Genomic DNA, 18,988 nt, shown 5'->3' with positions numbered 1-18,988 from the left:
AGAGGTTGCGGACCGGTCTGGACGAGCAGAGCTTGCGGACCGGGGGACTGGACTGGGCGGAGCGGGCGGCCGTGCGTTTCCTGCGTTCCTCGTGGCCTGAGCCAGCCGACGTGAGTCCGTCGTGGCGAGCCGAGCGCCCGGGGGCGTGGCGTCAGTCGCCAGGCAGGGCCTTCTCCGTCCGCCTGCCCCGGGTGAACAGAGCCAGCCCCGCCAACGGCAGCAGCAGGCACGCGGCGGCGAAGTTCAGCCAGGCGTAGCTCGCCTGCGCGACCACCAGTCCGGCGGCAGCCCCGCCGATGCCCGCGGAGGCGTTCATGGCTAGATCCGACAGCCCCTGCGCGGCGGCTCGGGCGGGCTGCGGCACGGAGTCCGTGAGCAGCGCGGAACCGGAGACGAGCGCCGCCGACCAGCCGAGCCCCAGCACGAAGAGCCCGAAGGCCGTCTGCCCATGACTGCCGCCCGCCGTACCGGCGACGAACACCGCGCAGGCCAGCAACCCCACGGCGAGCCCGATCCCGGACAGCCGCCCCAGCCGGTCCGACAGCCGCCCCATGAGCGGCGCGAACGCGTACATGCCGGCGATGTGCCCGCTGATGACCAGCCCGATCAGATCGATGCCCGCGCCGTGGTGCGCGAGGTCGACCGGGGTCATCGACATCACCGAGACCATCGCCGTGTGCGCGACGGCCACCGTCACCACCGCGAGCCGCGCCCGCGGCGAGGCGGCCACGGCTGCCATCCCGGCGCGCAGCGAACGGGCCGCGGGCGACTGCTCCTCGGCCGGTGCGAGCGCACGTGCCGTCAGCAGCGGGTCCGGCCGCAGCAGTACTGCCACCACGACCGCGGATATCAGGAAGATCCCCGCCGCCCACAGGAACGGCCCCGCCGCGGCGGGTATCCCGAGTCCCGTGACGCTACGGCCGGCGGGCGCGGCGATGTTCGGGCCGAGGACCGCGCCGATCGTGGTCGCCCACACGACGAGGGAGATGGCCCGGGCCCGATGTTCCGGCTCGGCCAGATCCGCGGCGGCGAACCGCGCCTGCAGATTCGCCGACGAGGCCGCGCCGAACGCCGCCATCCCGCACAGCAGCAGCGGAAAGCTCCCGATGCTTGCCGCGAGCACCGTGACACCGGCGCCCACGGCCCCGATGAGATAGGCCAGTACGAGTCCCGGCCTTCGCCCTCGCGCGGTCATCAGCGCGGCGAGCGGCATCGACAACACCGCCGTGCCGGCGACGGTCGCGGTGGGCGCGAGCCCGGACAGCGACTCGGTGCCGCTGACCTCCTTGGCCAGGACCGCAGCGAGCGCGATTCCGGTGGCGACGCCCAGGCCGCCCAGGATCTGCGTGGTGATCAGCACGCCCGAGATTCGGCGGCGCAGTGCAGGCAACCGGTCGGGCGGGACGGGAACGACGACCTGCCGCTCCACGGCGGTCACGACGCGCACCCGGCTGTACGGCCCGCCCCGCGGGTCGGCAGGGGACAACACAGCGAATGGGCCGCATACAAGTGGGTGAAAGGTGTCGTCACAGGCGCAGTGTCCCCCTCATCCCCTGCCTGCCCAACCCCGCGAGGGACCGAGGAGCCTTCACAGTGTGAAGAATGTGAAGCCCTCGGAAGATCATCAGGAGATCAGAAGAGCGGCTCCGGCAGGACTCCCTCCAGTGCGAGCAGCTTCCGCTTGGTCTCCAGCCCGCCCCCGAACCCTCCGATGCCGCCGTCGCTCTCCACGACCCGGTGACAGGGCACGACGACCGGCAGCGGATTGGCGCCCATCGCCATTCCCACCGCCTGGGCCGCGCCCGGCTGCCCGACCCGCCCGGCCAGATCGCCGTAGCCGACGACACTGCCGTATGGGACACCGGAGGCCAGCTCGTGCAGCACCTGCCGGTTGAATCCGGAGATCAGCGACCAGTCCAGCGGCAGCTCGAAGTCGTGGCGCGCACCCGCGAAGTACTCCTCCATCTGACGTATCGCCTCGGTCAGCAGCGGGGAGTCGGGCGCCTCGACCGGCTCGGTGCCCAGTCGGGACGCCAGTCGGTCGAGCGTCTTCTCACGCACCTTCTCCGTGGCGTGGAACACGACGCTGACCAGGCCGTCGCGGGTCGCGGCCAGCATCAGCGGACCGATGTCGGTACCGACGACGGCCCACACGACCTGCTGCTCGTACTGCCCATGGCTGTCCATGCGCCAACCGTACGACCCACCACTGACAACGCCCCGCGAACGGGCATCCGGCACCGGAGCCGGGCGGCCTTCACTCCTCGGGCAGGGCGTCCCGCACCACGTCGGGGCTGTTGGTGATGATCCCGTCGACGCCGTACCCGGCGACCAGTCGGGCGGTGTCCGCGTCGTTCACGGTCCAGGTGAACACCTCCATCGGCCTGCCGTGCGGCCCCTCGAACGCCTGGACGGAGTTGACATAACCCGTGGAGATGGAGGTGTACGAGGGGTTGATCTGGTCGGCGAAGGTCGCGTACCAGGACAGGTCCGCGACGGGCGGCGTCCCCAGGAAGCCGGTCTTCACAGCCGGCTTCAGCTCATGGACGGTCCGCACGCTGTCGGCGCTGAAGCTCTGCACGATCAGCCGGGTCAGGTGGGGCGCGTCGAGCCAGCCCTCGTTGTCCAGGGCCTTGAGCGTCTGCTGCTCGATGCCCGGGTACAGGTCAGGGTTCTTGATCTCCAGAAGCAGCTTCTGGTGGTGCAGTTCCACCCGGTCCATGAACTGCCCCAGCGTCGGCACGCGCGTGCCCGCGTATGCGGGGCCGAACCAGCTGCCCGCGTCCAGCCGGGCGATCTCGGCGGCGGTGAAGTCCTTCACCTTCCAGGGCGCCCGGTTGGGGAAGACCTGCTCCACATCGGTCGTGCGCTTCAGGTTGTCGTCGTGGAGGACGACCAGTTCCCCGTCCTTGGTGCGCTGCACGTCGTTCTCGACCCAGCCGATGCCCAGTTCGGCGGCCTTGTCGACACCGGCCAGCGTGTTCTCGGGTGCGTAGGTGGAGGCCCCTCGGTGTGCGATGACCGTGGGCCGCTCGGCGCCGGCCCGGGCGTGGGGCGCGGGAAGCAGTAGCGCGGCGGTTCCCAGGACTGCGGTCGTCGTGGCGGCTACAACGCGCGCGTGCATGCGTACTCCTCGCGTCGAACGATCACGGACAGCACAACTGTGGCAGCAGAGGGTCAACGCTGGAGGAGTACAGAATGGCCACAGATTGAATGGAGTGGTCCGGGCCCGCTCACTCATGCCGCACAACTGGGGCAAGGCCGTGTTTCTTTGCCGGAAAATCGTTCGACCATTCCGGTGGGAGTTACTCTCTGCCTCAACCCTGAACCGCTCGGGCGGTCCTGGGAGGGGGCGCGTTTTTCACAGTTCCGGGACGTACGAGGGCGGGAAGGGCAGCTGCGTATGCAGGGCACGATCGACGGATTCAGCTACGGACTCGTCACCCCGCTGGTGGCCTACCTCATGGCCTGCCTCGGCGGTGCGCTCGGCCTGCGCTGCACCACCAGATCGATGCTCGTCTCGCAGTCCTGGCGCCCGGGCTGGCTCGCCCTGGGGTCGGCGGCCATCGGCTCCGGCATATGGACCATGCACTTCGTCGCGATGATGGGGTTCACGGTCAAGGAGACACCGATCCACTACGACAAGCCGATGACGTTCGCGAGCCTCGCCGTCGCCATCGTCATGGTCGGTATGGGGATCTTCATCGTCGGCTACAAAGGCGCCCGCGGAACGGCTCTGTTCACCGGCGGCACCATCACCGGTCTGGGCATCGCCTCAATGCACTACCTGGGCATGGCCGGCATGCGGCTCAACGGCAAGCTGGAATACAACACGCTCACCGTCGGCATCTCCGTCGCCATAGCGATGGTGGCCGCCACTGCCGCGCTGTGGGCCGCCGGACAGGTCAGAGGGCTCATGTGGAGCGTCGGCGCCAGCCTCGTCATGGGCCTCGCCGTCAGCGGTATGCACTACACGGGCATGGCCGCCCTCAGCGTCCATCTGCACAGCGCGGACGCGCCCGCGACCGGCGACTCACCCGCCGGCCTGCTCGCGCCGATGCTGGTCGGCCCCCTTACCTTCCTGCTCCTGGCCGGTGCCGTAGTGCTGTTCGACCCGCACATGATCATGGGGAAACCAGCGGTGGTCCCCGCCGAGCACAAGCCCGGCGTCCCGGCCCACACGACGGCCCCGCACCAGGCCCGCCGCCCGCAGCTGCGCACCCGTCGCAACCAGGACCACCGAGGCTCCCGGACCCCGCAAAACCACTGATCGGACCGCGTTGTCAGTGGAGGGTCGTACGGTTGACGTCATGCGGCCCGTTTCCAGCATCGAACGCACGGTGGCGCCCTTCGAGGTCGTCAGCCCCTACCAGCCCAGCGGCGACCAGCCGCAGGCCATCGCCGATCTCGCCCGGCGTGTCGAAGCCGGCGAGAAGGACGTCGTCCTGCTCGGCGCGACCGGCACCGGCAAGTCCGCCACCACCGCGTGGATGATCGAGAAGCTCCAGCGCCCCACCTTGGTGATGGCGCCGAACAAGACGCTGGCCGCCCAGCTGGCGAACGAGTTCCGCGAGCTGCTGCCGAACAACGCCGTCGAGTACTTCGTCTCGTACTACGACTACTACCAGCCCGAGGCCTACGTCCCGCAGTCGGACACCTATATCGAGAAGGACTCCTCGATCAACGAGGAGGTCGAGCGCCTGCGGCACTCCGCGACCAACTCGCTGCTCACCCGCCGCGACGTCGTCGTGGTCGCCTCGGTCTCCTGCATCTACGGCCTCGGCACCCCGCAGGAGTACGTGGACCGCATGGTCCCCCTCAAGGTCGGCGACGAGATCGACCGGGACCAGCTGCTGCGCCGTTTCGTGGACATCCAGTACACGCGCAACGACCTCGCCTTCAGCCGCGGCACCTTCCGCGTGCGCGGCGACACCATCGAGATCTTCCCGGTCTACGAGGAGCTCGCCGTCCGCATCGAGATGTTCGGCGACGAGATCGAGGCACTGTCCACGCTCCACCCGCTCACCGGCGAGATCATCAGCGACGACGAGCAGCTGTACGTCTTCCCGGCCACCCACTACGTCGCGGGCCCCGAGCGCCTGGAGCGGGCCGTCAACGACATCGAGAAGGAGCTCGGCGAGCGCCTCTCCGAGCTGGAGAACCAGGGCAAGCTCCTGGAGGCCCAGCGCCTGCGGATGCGTACGACCTATGACCTCGAGATGCTCCGTCAGATCGGCAGCTGCTCCGGTGTCGAGAACTACTCGATGCACTTCGACGGCCGCTCGCCCGGCTCCCCGCCGAACACCCTGCTGGACTACTTCCCGGACGACTTCCTGCTCGTCATCGACGAGTCGCACGTCACCGTGCCGCAGATCGGAGCCATGTACGAGGGCGACGCCTCCCGCAAGCGCACGCTCGTCGACCACGGCTTCCGCCTGCCCTCCGCCCTCGACAACCGCCCCCTGAAGTGGGAGGAGTTCCAGGAGCGCATCGGGCAGACGGTCTACCTGTCGGCGACCCCGGGCAAGTACGAACTCTCTCGCGGCGACGGTCACGTCGAGCAGATCATCCGCCCGACCGGCCTCGTCGACCCGGAGGTGGTCGTCAAGCCCACCGAGGGGCAGATCGACGACCTGGTGCACGAGATCCGGGTGCGTGTCGAGAAGGATGAGCGCGTCCTGGTCACCACCCTCACCAAGAAGATGGCCGAGGACCTCACCGACTACTTCCTGGAGCTCGGCATCCAGGTGCGCTATCTGCACAGCGACGTAGACACCCTGCGCCGCGTCGAGCTGCTGCGCGAGCTGCGAGCCGGCGAGTTCGACGTCCTTGTCGGCATCAACCTCCTCCGAGAGGGCCTCGACCTGCCCGAGGTGTCACTCGTGGCGATCCTCGACGCCGACAAGGAGGGCTTCCTGCGCTCCGGCACCTCCCTCATCCAGACCATCGGCCGCGCGGCGCGCAATGTCTCCGGCCAGGTTCACATGTACGCCGACAAGATCACCCCGGCGATGGAGAAGGCCATCGACGAGACCAACCGCCGCCGGGAGAAGCAGGTCGCGTACAACACGGAGAAGGGCATCGACCCCCAGCCGCTGCGCAAGAAGATCAACGACATCGTCGCGCAGATCGCCCGCGAGGACGTCGACACCGAGCAGTTGCTCGGCACCGGCTACCGCGCCAAGAAGGACGGCCGGGGCACCAAGGCGCCCGTGCCCTCCCTCGGCGACAAGGCCAAGGGCGCGAAGGCGGGCAAGGCCGCCAAGGGCAAGGCGAAGGAGACGGTGCCGACCGACCGCCCGGCGGCCGATCTCGCCGAGCAGATCGAGGAGTTGACGGAGCGTATGCGTGCCGCGGCCGCGGATCTGCAGTTCGAGATCGCGGCTCGGCTGCGCGACGAGGTGTCCGAGATGAAGAAGGAGTTGCGCCAGATGAAGGAGGCGGGCCTGGCCTGAGAGGCTGCTGGAACGGTCGTCGGCCGACCTCCCGGTACTCGCTGTGTTGCAAGACCGACACAAAGTGGGGACCGGGGTACGTCACTGTCAGTGCCCCTGCGTAGGGTTCTCGTCATCCGCGGACTCCGCGGCCAACAGGGGACAGCTCGAGAGGGGAATCAGCACGTGACCGTCAACATGACCAAGGGTCAGGCCATCAGTCTGCAGAAGAACGACGGCGGCAGCCTGACCGCGGTGCGCATGGGTCTCGGCTGGCAGGCGGCTCCCCGGCGCGGCCTGTTCGGCTCGCGCACGCGGGAGGTCGACCTCGACGCCTCCGCCGTCCTGTTCGCGGACAAGCAGCCGGTCGACGTCGTCTTCTTCCGCCACCTGGTGAGCGACGACGGCTCGGTTCGCCACACCGGTGACAACCTGGTCGGCGGTGTCGGCCAGGGCGGCGACGACGAGGCGATCCTCGTCGACCTCGCGCGCATCCCGGTCCACATCGACCAGATCGTCTTCACCGTGAACTCCTTCACGGGCCAGACCTTCCAGGAGGTGCAGAACGCGTTCTGCCGCCTGGTCGACGAGACCAACGGCGAGGAGCTCGCCCGCTACACGCTGGCCGGCGGCGGCCAGTACACCGCGCAGATCATGGCGAAGGTGCACCGCTCGGGTCCGGGCTGGTCGATGACCGCCCTCGGCACCCCGGCCAACGGCCGTACCTTCCAGGACCTGATGCCGGCGATCCTGCCGCACCTGTAGGCCCGCCCGGCGAGCCGCACACGACACGACAAGCGACACAGGGGGACGAAGGCATGACGGCCGAGCTGGTGCGGGGGCAGAACCACCCGCTCTCCCAGGCCCGTCTGGAGGTCCGGATTTCGGCCGGCACGCCGATCGTGGCCGCAGCCACGCTCGGCGACGAGCAGGGCAGGATCCACGGCGTCGAATGGGTGGCCCACCCCGGCGCCCCCACCCTGCCCGGCCTCGAGGTCTCCCGGCAGGCGGCCGCCGACCATCGTCTTGCGGTCGATCTGGACGCCATGCCGGAGGCCGTCCACCGTGTCAGTGTGCTGCTCGCCCTGCCGACGGGGGCCGGCGGCCCGACCCGGTTCGGCGCCGTCGCGACCCCCTTCGTCGCGGTCACCGGCCTCGACGGCACCGAGGTCGCCAGCTACACCGTCACCGGCCTCGAGGCCGAGTCGGCCGTCGTGGCGCTGGAGCTCTACCGCCGCCAGGACGCCTGGAAGGTACGCGCCATCGGCCAGGGGTACGCCGGCGGCCTCGCCGACCTCTTGACCGACCAAGGCCTGCCCCAGGCCCAGCAACTCGCCGGCAGCATCAACGAAGCGGTGGCCCAGGGCATGGCCCGCTCGGTGCCGGCACCCCCGCCACGCACGGACGGCGACCGCTCCCGGCAGGCGGCCGCGCCGGCCCTCGGCCCGGACCAGAGCGGCCCTGCATCGCAGGGCACATCAGGCCCCGTGTCGCATCCGACGTCGCCGTACGGCACGCAGACGCCGGGGGCGCCCGGCCAGCCCACACCGCCGCCGACGTCCCCGTACGGCACACAGACGCCCGGCCTCCCGGGCCAGCCCGCGCCGCAGCCGTCGTACCAGGGCGCAACCGGCGCCGCCGACCCGGCCCAGCCGTCCGCTCCCACCTCGGGCGGCCCCATCAACTACAGCCACCCGGGCCGGCAGAACGCGGCTCCGCCGCCGCCCCCGCCGACCGCACCCCCGGCCCAGCCCGGGCAGCCGGCGCAGCCCGTCGCGGGCGACGCCACCGGCTGGTCCATGGACGAGCGGCTCTACAACCAGGTGTGGGGCATGTTCGAGGACCTGGCCCGCACGACAGCCGCCTACCGCAGCGCGGTCGACTTCGCCGACTCGCGCATGGACAAGGAACTCGACCAGGTCCTGTCGGACCCGCGCAGCCGGATCGGCGGTCAGGGCGACGCCGCGCGCGAGGCGGCCCAGGCCAAGCACACCCAGCTCGTCAACCAGGCCAGGGCGACGCTCGACCGGGACATCGCCCAGCTCACCGCCGAGTCCGAGGTCGTCGAACCCGCGCTGCCGCTTGCGTTCGCGCGCTGGGACAACCCCGTCTGGCACGGCTACCGCGTACCGATGGAGATCCCCATGGCCCTGCGCCTGGGCGACCTCCACCTGCCCGAGAGCGACCGGTTGCGCATCCCGATGCTGGTCCGGCTGCCGCTGGAGCGGGGCCTGTGGATCGACAGCGGAAGCAGCGGCTCGCTCGACGGCTCCTACACGGACTCCCATGACCTGCGGCGCCTCGCGATGGAGACGGCGGTGGCGCACGCGGCACGGCTGCTCGCCGTCTATCCGGCGGGCGAGTTCACCGTGCATGTCGTCGATCCCGCCGGGTCGGGCGCACAGGCACTCGTACCGCTGGTGCAGACCGGTGTGCTCGCTGCCCCGCCCGCCGTGGGCGCGGCCGGTGTCGCGGAGGTCCTCGCGCAGCTCACCCAGCGTGTCGACCTGGTGCAGATGGCGGTGCGCGGCGGTGCCCCCGACTCTCTGCCGCCCGATTTCGACACGTCCGAGCAGCTGCTGATCGTCAACGACTTCCCGCACGGCTTCGACGACCGCGCGGTGAACCAGCTGCGCTACCTGGCGGACGAGGGTCCGGCCGTCGGCGTCCACCTGATGATGGTCGCGGACCGCGAGGAGGCGGCCGCCTACGGTCCGTTGCTCGACCCGCTGTGGCGCTCGCTGATGCGCCTGACTCCGACACCGGACGATCACCTCGCCGACCCGTGGGTGGGGCACGCCTGGACCTACGAGCCCCCGCTCGTGCCGCCCGGCAGCCAGGTGCTCCAGCACGTGCTCGCACAGGTCGCCGCAGCCCGGGCCAAGTACCGGTAAAGCGCCCCTGACCTGCGAACTTGGTGCTTATTTTGCCATTTGCTTTACCTTCCCTTGGTGATTGGGGTACTGTTCATTGCACGGAGGGGAGTACTCCCTGTCGCTGCGACGTACCCGTCAATACGGATCCGGCCAGATCCCGGGGCGTCGGCCCATAGTGGGTGGAAGAGACCTCCGGCGCGCGACGACGCTGACATTTGCCGTTACGACTGCCGGAGGCGCAGCAGTGGAAGTTTCCACGACCCTATGGGTCCTGACCATCGTGGGCCTTGCCGCCCTGATCGCCGTCGATTTCTTCATCGGCCGCAAGCCGCACGACGTCTCGATCAAGGAAGCCGGTATCTGGACGGTCGTCTGGATCGCCCTGGCAGGCCTCTTCGGCCTCGGCCTGCTGATCTTCGGCGGCGGACAGGCCGGCGGCGAGTTCTTCGCGGGCTTCATCACCGAGAAGTCGCTGAGTGTCGACAACCTCTTCGTCTTCGTCCTGATCATGGCGAAGTTCGCGGTGCCGTCCCAGTACCAGCAGCGAGTGCTGCTGGTCGGTGTCCTCATAGCCCTGGTGCTGCGGGCGATCTTCATCGCCGCGGGGGCCGCGATCCTCGCCAGCTTCGCATGGGTGTTCTACCTCTTCGGTGCCTTCCTGATCTGGACCGCCTGGAAGCTCATCCAGGAGGCCCGGGCCGGCGAGGAGGACGAGGAGTTCGAGGAGAACAAGCTGCTGAAGGCGGCCGAGCGCAGGTTCGGTGTCGCTGACCGGTACCACGGCACCAAGCTGTGGATCCAGGAGAACGGCAAGCGGGTCATGACCCCGATGCTGGTCGTGATGCTGGCGATCGGTACCACCGACGTGCTCTTCGCCCTCGACTCCATCCCGGCGATCTTCGGCCTGACCCAGGACCCGTACATCGTGTTCACGGCCAACGCCTTCGCGCTGATGGGTCTGCGGCAGCTGTACTTCCTGATCGGTGGCCTGCTGAAGAAGCTGGTCCACCTCAGCTACGGCCTGTCGATCATCCTCGGCTTCATCGGCGTCAAGCTGGTGCTGCACGCCTTGCACGAGTCCGGGGTGCACGTCCCCGAGATCAGCATTCCGGTCTCGCTGGGCGTGATCTGCTCCGTCCTGATCGTCACCACGATCACCAGCCTGAGGGCCTCCAAGAAGAAGGCGGCGGCCGAGGCGGCGCAGGAGCGGAGCGAAGGCGCTCCGAAGGACAGCATCGACGTCTGACCACGTCGGACGTAGGAAGAACCAACACCGGGAGTGGTGCCCAGCGAATTGCCGAGCACCGCTCCCGGTGCTTCGTTGGGTGCTGGGGTGTCCCCGTCCGGGGACACCACGGCCGGGGGTGGAGGCACCTGTGGACGCACCCATCAAGTTCGTACAGATCATCGACTTCGAGACCGAGCGCATCGACGAGATGCGGGAACTGGCCCACGAGACGGAACAGCGCCTGGCGGGCCGCGACGGCGGCCCCACGCGACGCATCGTCCTCAAGGACCGAGGGCAGCCCAACCGCTACCTCGCAGTGATCGAGTTCGCCTCCTACGAGGACGCGATGCGCAACAGCGACGACCCCGAGACGACCAAGTTCGCGGAGCAGATGGCCGCGCTGTGCACCGCGCCGCCGTCCTTCACGGACTGCGACGTACAGGAGACGACCGATTTCGCGTAGCGACATACGAAAGGCAGGGGCCCCGCAACCCGAGGGCGCGGGGCCACCTGACAACCACTCGGACCGGAATGCGAACCCCCAAGCCCTCTGCGACGATCGCTCCATGATCGATCGGCTCAGGTCGCTCACGACAGGGTGGACGTACCTCGTGCCGGTGCTCGCGGTCGTCCTGCTGGCCTTCACCTGGGGACGGGACCTGCCCGGCGCGGTCGTCGCGCTGGTGACGCTGGTCCTCGCGGGTGCCGTCCTGGCCGCCGTACACCACGCTGAGGTGGTCGCGCACCGCGTCGGCGAACCGTTCGGCTCCCTCGTTCTCGCCGTCGCCGTCACGATCATCGAGGTCGCCCTGATCGTGACCCTGATGGTCGATGGCGGCGACAAGAGCTCCACCCTCGCCCGGGACACGGTCTTCGCGGCCGTGATGATCACCTGCAACGGCATCGTCGGCCTGTGTCTGCTGGTCGCCTCGCTGCGGCACCGTACGGCGGTCTTCAACCCCGAGGGCACCGGCGCCGCCCTCGCGACAGTCGCCACCCTGGCCACGCTCAGCCTCGTGCTACCGACGTTCACCACGAGCAAGCCGGGCCCGGAGTTCTCCACCGTGCAGCTGACGTTCGCCGCGATCTCGTCGCTGATCCTGTACGGCCTCTTCGTGACCACCCAGACCGTGCGGCACCGCGACTACTTCCTCCCCATCAGCCGGCAGGGCGACGTGATCACCGCGGACGACCACGCCGACGCGCCCTCTCGACGCACCGCCCTGATCAGCCTGGGGCTGCTGGGCCTGGCCCTGGTCGGCGTGGTCGGCCTGGCCAAGGGTGTGTCGCCCACCATCGAGTCCGGAGTGGCGGCGGCCGACCTTCCGCATGCCGTCGTCGGCGTGATCATCGCCCTGTTGGTACTGCTTCCCGAGACGATCGCCGCGCTTCGCTCCGCCCGCCGCGACCGTGTGCAGACCAGTCTGAACCTCGCGCTCGGCTCGGCGATGGCCAGTATCGGCCTGACCATCCCCGCGGTCGCCCTGGCCTCCGTCTGGCTCTCCGGCCCGCTCGTCCTCGGCCTCGGCCCCACCCACATGGTGCTGCTCGCCCTGACCGTGGTGGTGAGTGCGCTGACTGTGGTGCCGGGCCGGGCGACACCGCTGCAAGGTGGGGTCCACCTGGTGCTGTTCGCGGCCTACCTGGAGCTCGCGCTCAATCCGTAGCCGCCGAGTTCCGCAGCACCCGGTGTCCCGCTGTCCCGGCGTTCCGGAGCCCGTCACCCCGTGGCGGGCTCCGCCGCCACCGCCGCCACCGGACGCGTCTCGGGCAGCAGCGCGAAGCACCCCAGGCTGAGCAGCGCGACCCCCGTGAGATACGCCCCCACACCCCAGGGCACCCGACCACCCTGCTCGACGAGCGCCGTCGCCACGATCGGCGTGAGCGCGCCCCCGAGGACGCCGCCGAGGTTGTAGCCCACCGCGGCGCCCGTGCAGCGCACCCGGGGCTCGTACAACTCCGGCAGATACGCGGCGATCACCGCGAACATCGTGATGAACGCGAGCATCGCCCCGAGGAAACCGAGGAACATCAGCAGCGGCTCGCCCGTGGCGAGAAGCGCCACCAACGGGAACATCCACAGGGCGGAGGCAGCGCATCCGATCAGGCACAGGGGCCGCCGGCCGTACCGGTCGCCGAGAATCGCCACCACCGGTGTGAGCGAGCCCTTCACCACCACCGCGCCCATGATGCAGACCAGCATGACGCCGCGGCCCACGCCGAGCCGCTCGGTGGCGTAGGCGAGGGACCAGGTCGTCACGGTGTAGAAGATCGCGTATCCGATCGACAGGGCCCCGGCCGTCAGGAGAACGAGCCGCCAGTGGTCACGGACGACCTCGGCGAGCGGCACACGCGCGGGCTCGTCGATTTCGAGGAACCGAGGACTCTCGGTGAGCGACGACCGCAGCCACAGCCCCACCAGCGCGAGCACGCCTGCCGCCCAGAACGGCACCCGCCATCCCCACGCGGCGAACTGCGCATCGGACAGCGTCGTCGACAGCCCCAGCACCACACCGTTGGCGAGCAGGAAGCCCAGCGCGGGCCCGACCTGCGGGAAGCTCGACCACAGACCGCGCCGCCCGGCGGGCGCGTGCTCCACCGTCAGCAGGACGGCCCCGCCCCACTCGCCGCCGAGCCCGAGCCCCTGAAGAAAGCGCAGAAGGAGCAGCAGCAGGGGAGCGGCCACACCGATGGTGTCGTACGTCGGCACGCAGCCGACCGCGACCGTTGAGGCGCCGGTCAGCAGCAGCGAGGCGACGAGGACCGGCCGGCGTCCGTGCCGGTCCCCGAGGTGCCCGAACAGCACCGACCCCAGTGGCCGCGCCACGAAGCCCACGCCGAACGTCGCGAAGGCGGCCAGGGTTCCCGCCACCGGCGAGAACGTCGGGAAGAACAGCGGCCCGAGGACCAGCGCCGCCGCGGTCCCGTAGACGAAGAAGTCGTAGAACTCGATGGCGGTGCCGGCGAGCGACGCGGCGGCGAGCCGCAGCATGGAGGGCGTCTTTACGGTGCGTACGTCGTGCATGCTGCGTCAACTACCCACGGTGACCACGAGTTACGGGGGGCGCGCGGGGGCGGTCGGCCGCGTTCAGTACGTGACAGTGATGCGCCGGGCGGGGCCATCGACACGCACGGTGCCGCCGTAAGGGATGACGAGCTGTGGATCGGTGTGTCCGAGGTCCACGTCGAAGACGATGGGGGTGGTGGGGGCATACGTGCGCATGGCGCGCAGCACGGCTTCGCGCTGCTCAGCGGCGTAACGAGCGGCCTCCTCCGGGCCGTTGGGGTGTTCGAAGGACCACGTCTTCGCACGTCCCATCAGCAGCGCGGAGAAGCGCTGGAGCAGCCCGCGCTCGCCCATGTTGCGCAGGGTCCAGAAGACCTCGTTGGCGCTCGGCATCTCCTCCGACGTCTCCAGCAACAGCACTCCGCCGTCGTACTCCGAGAGGTCACGTGCGATCTCCCGGTCGGCCATCAGCAGCCAGCCGACGATCTCCAGACAGCCGCCCCAGGTGCGGCCTTCCACCACCTGGTCGGCGTTCACCCAGGTCCACCCGCCTCCGGGCCGCGTCTCCGGCTCCGCCTCGAACGTTGTCGGGTCGGCCCAGTCGCGATTGATGTCGTTCCAGCGCTCGGCGGGCCCGAGTTCGTACTCACCCGAGGTGAACAGGGCGGCCCGCAGGGAGTCGGCGGTCTGGGGGTGCATGGCGCCGGGTCGGCCCAGCTCGCACATCACGCTCACGCCGTGATAGCCCACGATTCCGGTGTTGCGCAGGAACATGAGCAGGTTCGTGTTGTCGCTCATTCCGAAGAACGGCTTGGGGTTCGCCCGGATCAACTCCCGGTCCAGCAGCGGCAGCACGGTGATCTGGTCGTCGCCGCCGATGGACGCGATGACCGCCTTGATGTCCGGGTCGGCGAAGGCGGCGTGGATGTCGTCGGCACGCTCCTGAGGCGTGGAGCCCATCTTGCGGGTCGCCGGGTATTCGACCGGTTCGAGTCCGTACTCCTTGCGCAGCCGCTCCAGCCCCAGCTCGTAGGGGAGCGGGAAGAGCCCGGGCAGGCCGGCACCGGGGGAGATGATGGCGACGCGGTCGCCCGGGGAGGGCTTGGGAGGGTACGAGATCATGGTCATACCGGGAGGGTAGGACGCACGGCGTGCACCGTGCACCGTGATAAACCGGGGTCTGAGCAGCGGTCTTCGACGGACCGCGCAACCCGAACGGACCGGAGGAACCGTGCCCCGCACCCTGGCCAACGCCCCGATCATGATCCTCAACGGCCCCAACCTGAACCTGCTCGGCCAGCGCCAGCCGGAGATCTACGGCTCCGAGACCCTGGCCGATGTGGAGGCCCTGTGTGCCAAGGCGGCTGCCGCGCACGGCGGCACGATCGACTTCCGGCAGTCCAACCACGAGGGGGAGTTGGTCGACTGGATCCACGAGGCACGGCTGAATCACTGCGGGATCGTGATCAATCCCGGTGCCTACTCGCACACCTCCGTGGCGATCCTGGATGCCCTCAACACCTGTGACGGCCTTCCGGTGTTGGAGGTCCACATCTCCAACATCCACAAGCGCGAGTCGTTCCGGCACCACTCGTACGTCTCGCTGCGCGCCGAGGGGGTCATCGCGGGGTGCGGTGTGCAGGGGTACGTGTTCGGGGTGGAGCGGGTCGCGGCGCTGGCCGGGGCGGGGCAGGCGGACATGTGATGTGGGCGGGCGGGGCGCGGATGTAAGGACCGCCCGCCATGGTGAGGCGGTCCTTACACATGTCTGAGACGGTGCCTGAACATGCCTCGCGGCCTTACAGACGTCCCGCCTCCACGATCCTCCGCAGGAAGCGCCGGGTGCGCTCCTGCTGCGGATCGCCGAAGATCTGCTCGGCCGTGCCGTGCTCCAGCACCACGCCTGAGTCCAGAAAACAAACCTGGTCGGCCACGTCGCGGGCGAACCCCATCTCGTGTGTGGCCAGCACCATCGTCATCCCGTCCTCCTTCAAATCGCGGACGACGGTGAGGACTTCGCCGACGAGCTCTGGGTCGAGGGCGGCGGTGATCTCGTCGAGCAGCAGCAGCCGGGGACGTACGGCCAAGGCGCGCACGATCGCGACCCGCTGCTGCTGACCGCCGCTCAGCCGGTCCGGGTACTCGCCGGCCTTGTCGGCCAGCCCGAGCCGCTCCAGCAGCTCACGCGCGCGTGCCTCGGCCTCCGCCCGGGAAACGCCGTGCACGCGCCGCGGGGCAAGGGTGATGTTGTCCAGGACCGTCATGTGCGGGAAGAGGTTGTACGCCTGGAACACCACGCCGATACGGCGCCGTACGGCGTCCTGGTCGACGCGTGGATCGGTGATCTCCTCGCCGTCCAGCCAGATCGCGCCGTCGTCGATGTCCTCCAGCAGGTTCGCGCACCGCAGCAGCGTGGACTTGCCGGAGCCGGAGGCGCCGATCAGCGCGGTCACCGTGTGCGCGGCGACCTCCAGGTCGACGTCCCGCAGCACGACCGAACTGCCGAAGGTCTTGCGCACGGACTCCATGCGCAGCACGGATACGTCGCTCACAGGGCTCCTCCTTGGGCGCGCCGACGGTCCATCCGTGCCGTCACCCAGTCCGTGAAGCGTGTCATCGGGATGGTCAGCGCCACGAAGACCAGGCCCGCGACGATGTACGGCGTGTAGTTGAGGCTGCGGCCCACGATGATGTCCGCGGCCCGAACCGCGTCCACCGCACCGCCGATCGACACCAGCCCGGTGTCCTTCTGCAGCGACACCAGGTCGTTCAGGAGGGGCGGTACCTGACGGCGTACGGCCTGCGGCAGGACGACGTGCCGCAGCGCCTGGCGGTTGGTGAGACCGAGCGAGCGTGCCGCGGCGCGCTGTGAGGGGTGGACGGACTCGATGCCCGCGCGGAACACCTCGGCCACGTACGCCGAATACGTCAGTGTCAGGGCCGTACCGCCCAGCAGTACGGGATCCACGGTCACGCCCTGCAGCCGCAGCGCGGGGACGCCGAGGACGACGATCATGAGGTTAATGATGAGCGGAAGGCCCCGGAAGAAGTCCGTGTAGGCGGCCGCCAGCGCCCGCAGCGGGAAGAACACCGGGCCGCGCAGCGTGCGGGCGACGGCGATGAGCATCCCGAGGACCAGCACGGCCGCGCCGCAGATCAGTAGCAGCCGGACGTTCAGCCAGAGCCCTTCGAGGATCTTCGGGAACGCCTCGCGCGCGTACTGCCAGTCGAAGAACGTCTCCTTGGTGCGCGGCCAGCCCGGCGCGTTGACCACGACCAGGTAGAGAACGACGCCACTGACCAGCGTGGAGAGCGCCGCGATGGCCGTGGCTCGGCGGGCGCGGGCACGCTTGTAGGCCTCGCGGTCGAGACGTCGCCGGGAGGGGACGTAGCCGTCGCCGCCCGCGCCCGACATGCCACCGTCGCCGCCCGCGCCTTCCTGGCCGGACTCCTCCTTCGTGACCGTCACTTGAGCACCGGAGCGTCGACGGCGTCCGACAGCCACTGCTGCTCCAGCTTGCCCAGAGTGCCGTCCTCGCGCAGGGCGTCGACGGCGGCCGACACGCACGCGGTGAGCGCGCTGCCCTTGTCGAGCACGAGCCCGAACTGCTCCGGCGTACCGCCCTGGTTCTCGAACTGGCCGACGACCGTCGCATCCGTCACCTCGGCGGCGGTGATGTAGAAGGCGGTCGGCAGGTCGACCACGACGGCGTCCACCTGACCGTTCTTCAGCGCGGACTTGGCCTGGTCGTTCTTGGCGTACGCGGCGGCCTGTCGGGTCGGCTTCACCACGTCGTCGATGTAGCCGAGGCTGGTCGTGCCGACCTGGGCGCCGAGCTTGAGGCCCTTCAGGTCCGCGACGCTCTTCGCCTCGGCGGCCTTGGTTCCCTTCAGCGCGATGACGGCCTGGCGGACGTCGTAGTAGCCGGAGGAGAAGTCCACGGCCTTCTTGCGCTCGTCGCTGATCGACACCTGGTTGATGTCGAAGTCGAAGGTCTTCTCGCCTGGTGCGAAGGCCTTGTTGAAAGGCACGCTCTGCCAGACGACGGTGCTCTTGCCGTAGCCGAGTTGCTCGGCCACGGCGTACGCGACCGCCGACTCGAAGCCCTCGCCGTTGGCCGGCTTGTCGTCCTTGAACCAGGGCTCGTACGCCGGCTCGTCGGTGGCGATCGTGAGCTTGCCGGAGGTCTTGGTGGCCAACTCACCCTTGGCGCAGGTGTTCCCGGCCGATCCCGACGGTGTTCCGGTGGCCTTCTCCTCCGGCTGCGGAGCACAGCCGAGAGCGGTGGCGAGCAGGGCTGTCGTGGCGACGCAGACGGCGCGGCGCAGGGCGCGAGGGGCAAGGTGCATGGCGCGACATTGGCAGTGGGCCGTCGTGTTTGTCGAGGTCACGACGGTCAGTTTCCGCATAGTGGGAAGGGGTGTTGCGTTCTTGTGAACACAGCCCGCTTCCACGGCACTTCCATGGCACCAGCCGCCGCCGGGGCCGCCGGTCGAGGGCGGGGATTGAAGACCGGCGGCCCTTACCGCTCAGGAGCCGTCATCCTTCGCGGGGCTGCTTCCAGTTGACTGCGCAACAACGCGCGCCGGGAGCGCACGCAGGACACCAACGCGTGTGAACGGTTCACACGGGGCGCGTGCGCGGGGAGCGCACGGCGCGCGTGCTTGCCGGGGCTGCCTCACGAAGCCCCCCGGCTGTGACCAGCCCCGCTGTGACCAGCCCCGTCACCAGCCCGCGGTCACCAGCCCCGCGCGCGCCACTCCGGCAGATGGGGCCGTTCCGCGCCCAGCGAGGTGTCGTTGCCGTGCCCCGGGTAGACCCATGTCTCGTCCGGTAGGGCGTCGAAGATCTTGGTCTCGACGTCGTGGATCAGACTGGCGAATGCCTTCGGGTCCTTACGGGTGTTGCCCACACCGCCCGGGAACAGACAGTCCCCGGTGAACACATGGGGATGTCCGTGCGGGTCGTCGTAGACGAGAGCGATGGACCCCGGCGTGTGCCCGACCAGGTGGCGCGCGGTGAGCTCCACGTGCCCCACCCGGATGATGTCGCCGTCGTCGACCAGGACGTCGGTCGGCACCGGGATGCCGTCGGCGTCGTCCCGGCCGGCGTACGTGCGAGCGCCGGTGGCGTCGACGACCGCAGCGAGCGCCTGCCAGTGGTCGCCGTGCTGGTGGGTGGTGACGACCGACGCGATGCCGTCGTCGCCGATCATGCCCAGCAGCGTGTCCGCCTCGTTGGCGGCGTCGATCAGCAGTTGCTCGTCGGTGGCCCGGCAGCGCAGCAGATAGGCGTTGTTGTCCATCGGGCCGACCGCGATCTTGGTGATCATCAGGTCCTTGAGCTCGTGCACGTCGGCAGGGCCACCGACCGTCACCTGTCCGCTGTACGTCATGTCGGCAGCCTATAGCGGCAGAGCGGTCCCTGGGCCGTCCGGGCCGC

Annotated in this window: 17 protein-coding genes; 8 read left to right on the top strand and 9 right to left on the bottom strand. The window is 69.5% G+C overall.

Translation table 11 applies throughout. From position 1 onward, the window contains the following. Window positions 1-151: 151 nt before the first annotated feature. The 3 genes from AB5J55_RS10150 to AB5J55_RS10140 form a co-directional block, all read right to left on the bottom strand. A complete protein-coding gene (locus tag AB5J55_RS10150; protein ID WP_369270333.1) occupies window positions 152-1,438 on the bottom strand; it encodes an MFS transporter in 1,287 nt (428 codons plus the stop codon). Window positions 1,439-1,632: 194 nt separating this feature from the next. Continuing rightward, window positions 1,633-2,187 carry a methylated-DNA--[protein]-cysteine S-methyltransferase gene (locus tag AB5J55_RS10145; protein ID WP_369270332.1) on the bottom strand — a complete coding sequence of 185 codons (555 nt, stop codon included), beginning with the start codon at window positions 2,185-2,187 and terminating at the stop codon, window positions 1,633-1,635. 70 nt (window positions 2,188-2,257) lie between these two features. Next, window positions 2,258-3,124, bottom strand: coding sequence for a glycerophosphodiester phosphodiesterase (locus AB5J55_RS10140; RefSeq protein ID WP_369270331.1), 867 nt, complete (start codon window positions 3,122-3,124; stop codon window positions 2,258-2,260). A gap of 279 nt (window positions 3,125-3,403) precedes the next feature. Between AB5J55_RS10140 and AB5J55_RS10135 the strand changes: the two genes are divergently transcribed. The 7 genes from AB5J55_RS10135 (at window position 3,404) to AB5J55_RS10105 (ending at window position 12,205) form a co-directional block, all read left to right on the top strand. Further along, entirely contained in the window at window positions 3,404-4,270 is an 867-nt protein-coding gene (locus tag AB5J55_RS10135; protein ID WP_369270330.1) for an MHYT domain-containing protein, read from the top strand. 40 nt (window positions 4,271-4,310) lie between these two features. Next, entirely contained in the window at window positions 4,311-6,455 is a 2,145-nt protein-coding gene (uvrB, locus tag AB5J55_RS10130) for an excinuclease ABC subunit UvrB (RefSeq protein WP_369270329.1), read from the top strand. 165 nt (window positions 6,456-6,620) lie between these two features. After that, window positions 6,621-7,199, top strand: a complete 579-nt coding sequence (locus AB5J55_RS10125) for a TerD family protein (protein ID WP_328882378.1) — start codon at window positions 6,621-6,623, stop codon at window positions 7,197-7,199. 53 nt (window positions 7,200-7,252) lie between these two features. Further along, the gene (locus tag AB5J55_RS10120) at window positions 7,253-9,328 is read left to right on the top strand and encodes a TerD family protein (protein WP_369270328.1); all 2,076 of its coding nucleotides are present in this window, start codon (window positions 7,253-7,255) and stop codon (window positions 9,326-9,328) included. Window positions 9,329-9,554: 226 nt separating this feature from the next. Further along, window positions 9,555-10,556 (top strand): TerC/Alx family metal homeostasis membrane protein, encoded by a 1,002-nt coding sequence (locus tag AB5J55_RS10115; protein WP_369270327.1) that lies wholly within the window; start codon window positions 9,555-9,557, stop codon window positions 10,554-10,556. Window positions 10,557-10,686: 130 nt separating this feature from the next. After that, window positions 10,687-11,001, top strand: a complete 315-nt coding sequence (locus AB5J55_RS10110; protein WP_369270326.1) for a hypothetical protein — start codon at window positions 10,687-10,689, stop codon at window positions 10,999-11,001. A gap of 103 nt (window positions 11,002-11,104) precedes the next feature. Next, entirely contained in the window at window positions 11,105-12,205 is a 1,101-nt protein-coding gene (locus tag AB5J55_RS10105; protein WP_369270325.1) for a calcium:proton antiporter, read from the top strand. Between the two features lie 53 nt (window positions 12,206-12,258). Here the strand turns inward: AB5J55_RS10105 and AB5J55_RS10100 are convergent, their stop codons facing one another. After that, entirely contained in the window at window positions 12,259-13,563 is a 1,305-nt protein-coding gene (locus AB5J55_RS10100) for an MFS transporter (protein ID WP_369270324.1), read from the bottom strand. A 63-nt stretch (window positions 13,564-13,626) separates the two neighbouring features. Beyond that, window positions 13,627-14,673: a S66 peptidase family protein gene (locus AB5J55_RS10095; protein WP_369270323.1), complete on the bottom strand. Its 1,047-nt coding sequence runs from the start codon at window positions 14,671-14,673 to the stop codon at window positions 13,627-13,629. Between the two features lie 103 nt (window positions 14,674-14,776). On the opposite strand from AB5J55_RS10095, the gene aroQ reads away from it, so the two are divergent. Then, window positions 14,777-15,250 carry a type II 3-dehydroquinate dehydratase gene (gene aroQ, locus AB5J55_RS10090; RefSeq protein WP_369270322.1) on the top strand — a complete coding sequence of 158 codons (474 nt, stop codon included), beginning with the start codon at window positions 14,777-14,779 and terminating at the stop codon, window positions 15,248-15,250. 94 nt (window positions 15,251-15,344) lie between these two features. Here aroQ and AB5J55_RS10085 read toward each other — a convergent pair whose 3' ends face one another. The 4 genes from AB5J55_RS10085 to AB5J55_RS10070 all read right to left on the bottom strand — a co-directional run bounded on the left by AB5J55_RS10085 (window position 15,345) and on the right by AB5J55_RS10070 (window position 18,941). Then, window positions 15,345-16,073: an amino acid ABC transporter ATP-binding protein gene (locus tag AB5J55_RS10085; protein WP_369276146.1), complete on the bottom strand. Its 729-nt coding sequence runs from the start codon at window positions 16,071-16,073 to the stop codon at window positions 15,345-15,347. A gap of 20 nt (window positions 16,074-16,093) precedes the next feature. Then, window positions 16,094-17,014, bottom strand: a complete 921-nt coding sequence (locus tag AB5J55_RS10080; protein ID WP_369270321.1) for an amino acid ABC transporter permease — start codon at window positions 17,012-17,014, stop codon at window positions 16,094-16,096. Beyond that, on the bottom strand, window positions 17,011-17,895 hold the full coding sequence (locus tag AB5J55_RS10075; RefSeq protein ID WP_369270320.1) for an ABC transporter substrate-binding protein: 885 nt from the start codon (window positions 17,893-17,895) through the stop codon (window positions 17,011-17,013). Before AB5J55_RS10075 ends, AB5J55_RS10080 begins: the two co-directional genes overlap by 4 nt. 389 nt (window positions 17,896-18,284) lie before the next feature. Further along, window positions 18,285-18,941 (bottom strand): MBL fold metallo-hydrolase, encoded by a 657-nt coding sequence (locus AB5J55_RS10070; RefSeq protein WP_369270319.1) that lies wholly within the window; start codon window positions 18,939-18,941, stop codon window positions 18,285-18,287. Window positions 18,942-18,988 lie beyond the last annotated feature (47 nt).

It is taken from the genome of Streptomyces sp. R11, from assembly GCF_041051905.1.
In the GTDB taxonomy this organism is placed as follows: Bacteria; Actinomycetota; Actinomycetes; order Streptomycetales; family Streptomycetaceae; genus Streptomyces.
This window is presented reverse-complemented; position numbering and strand designations above follow the sequence as displayed.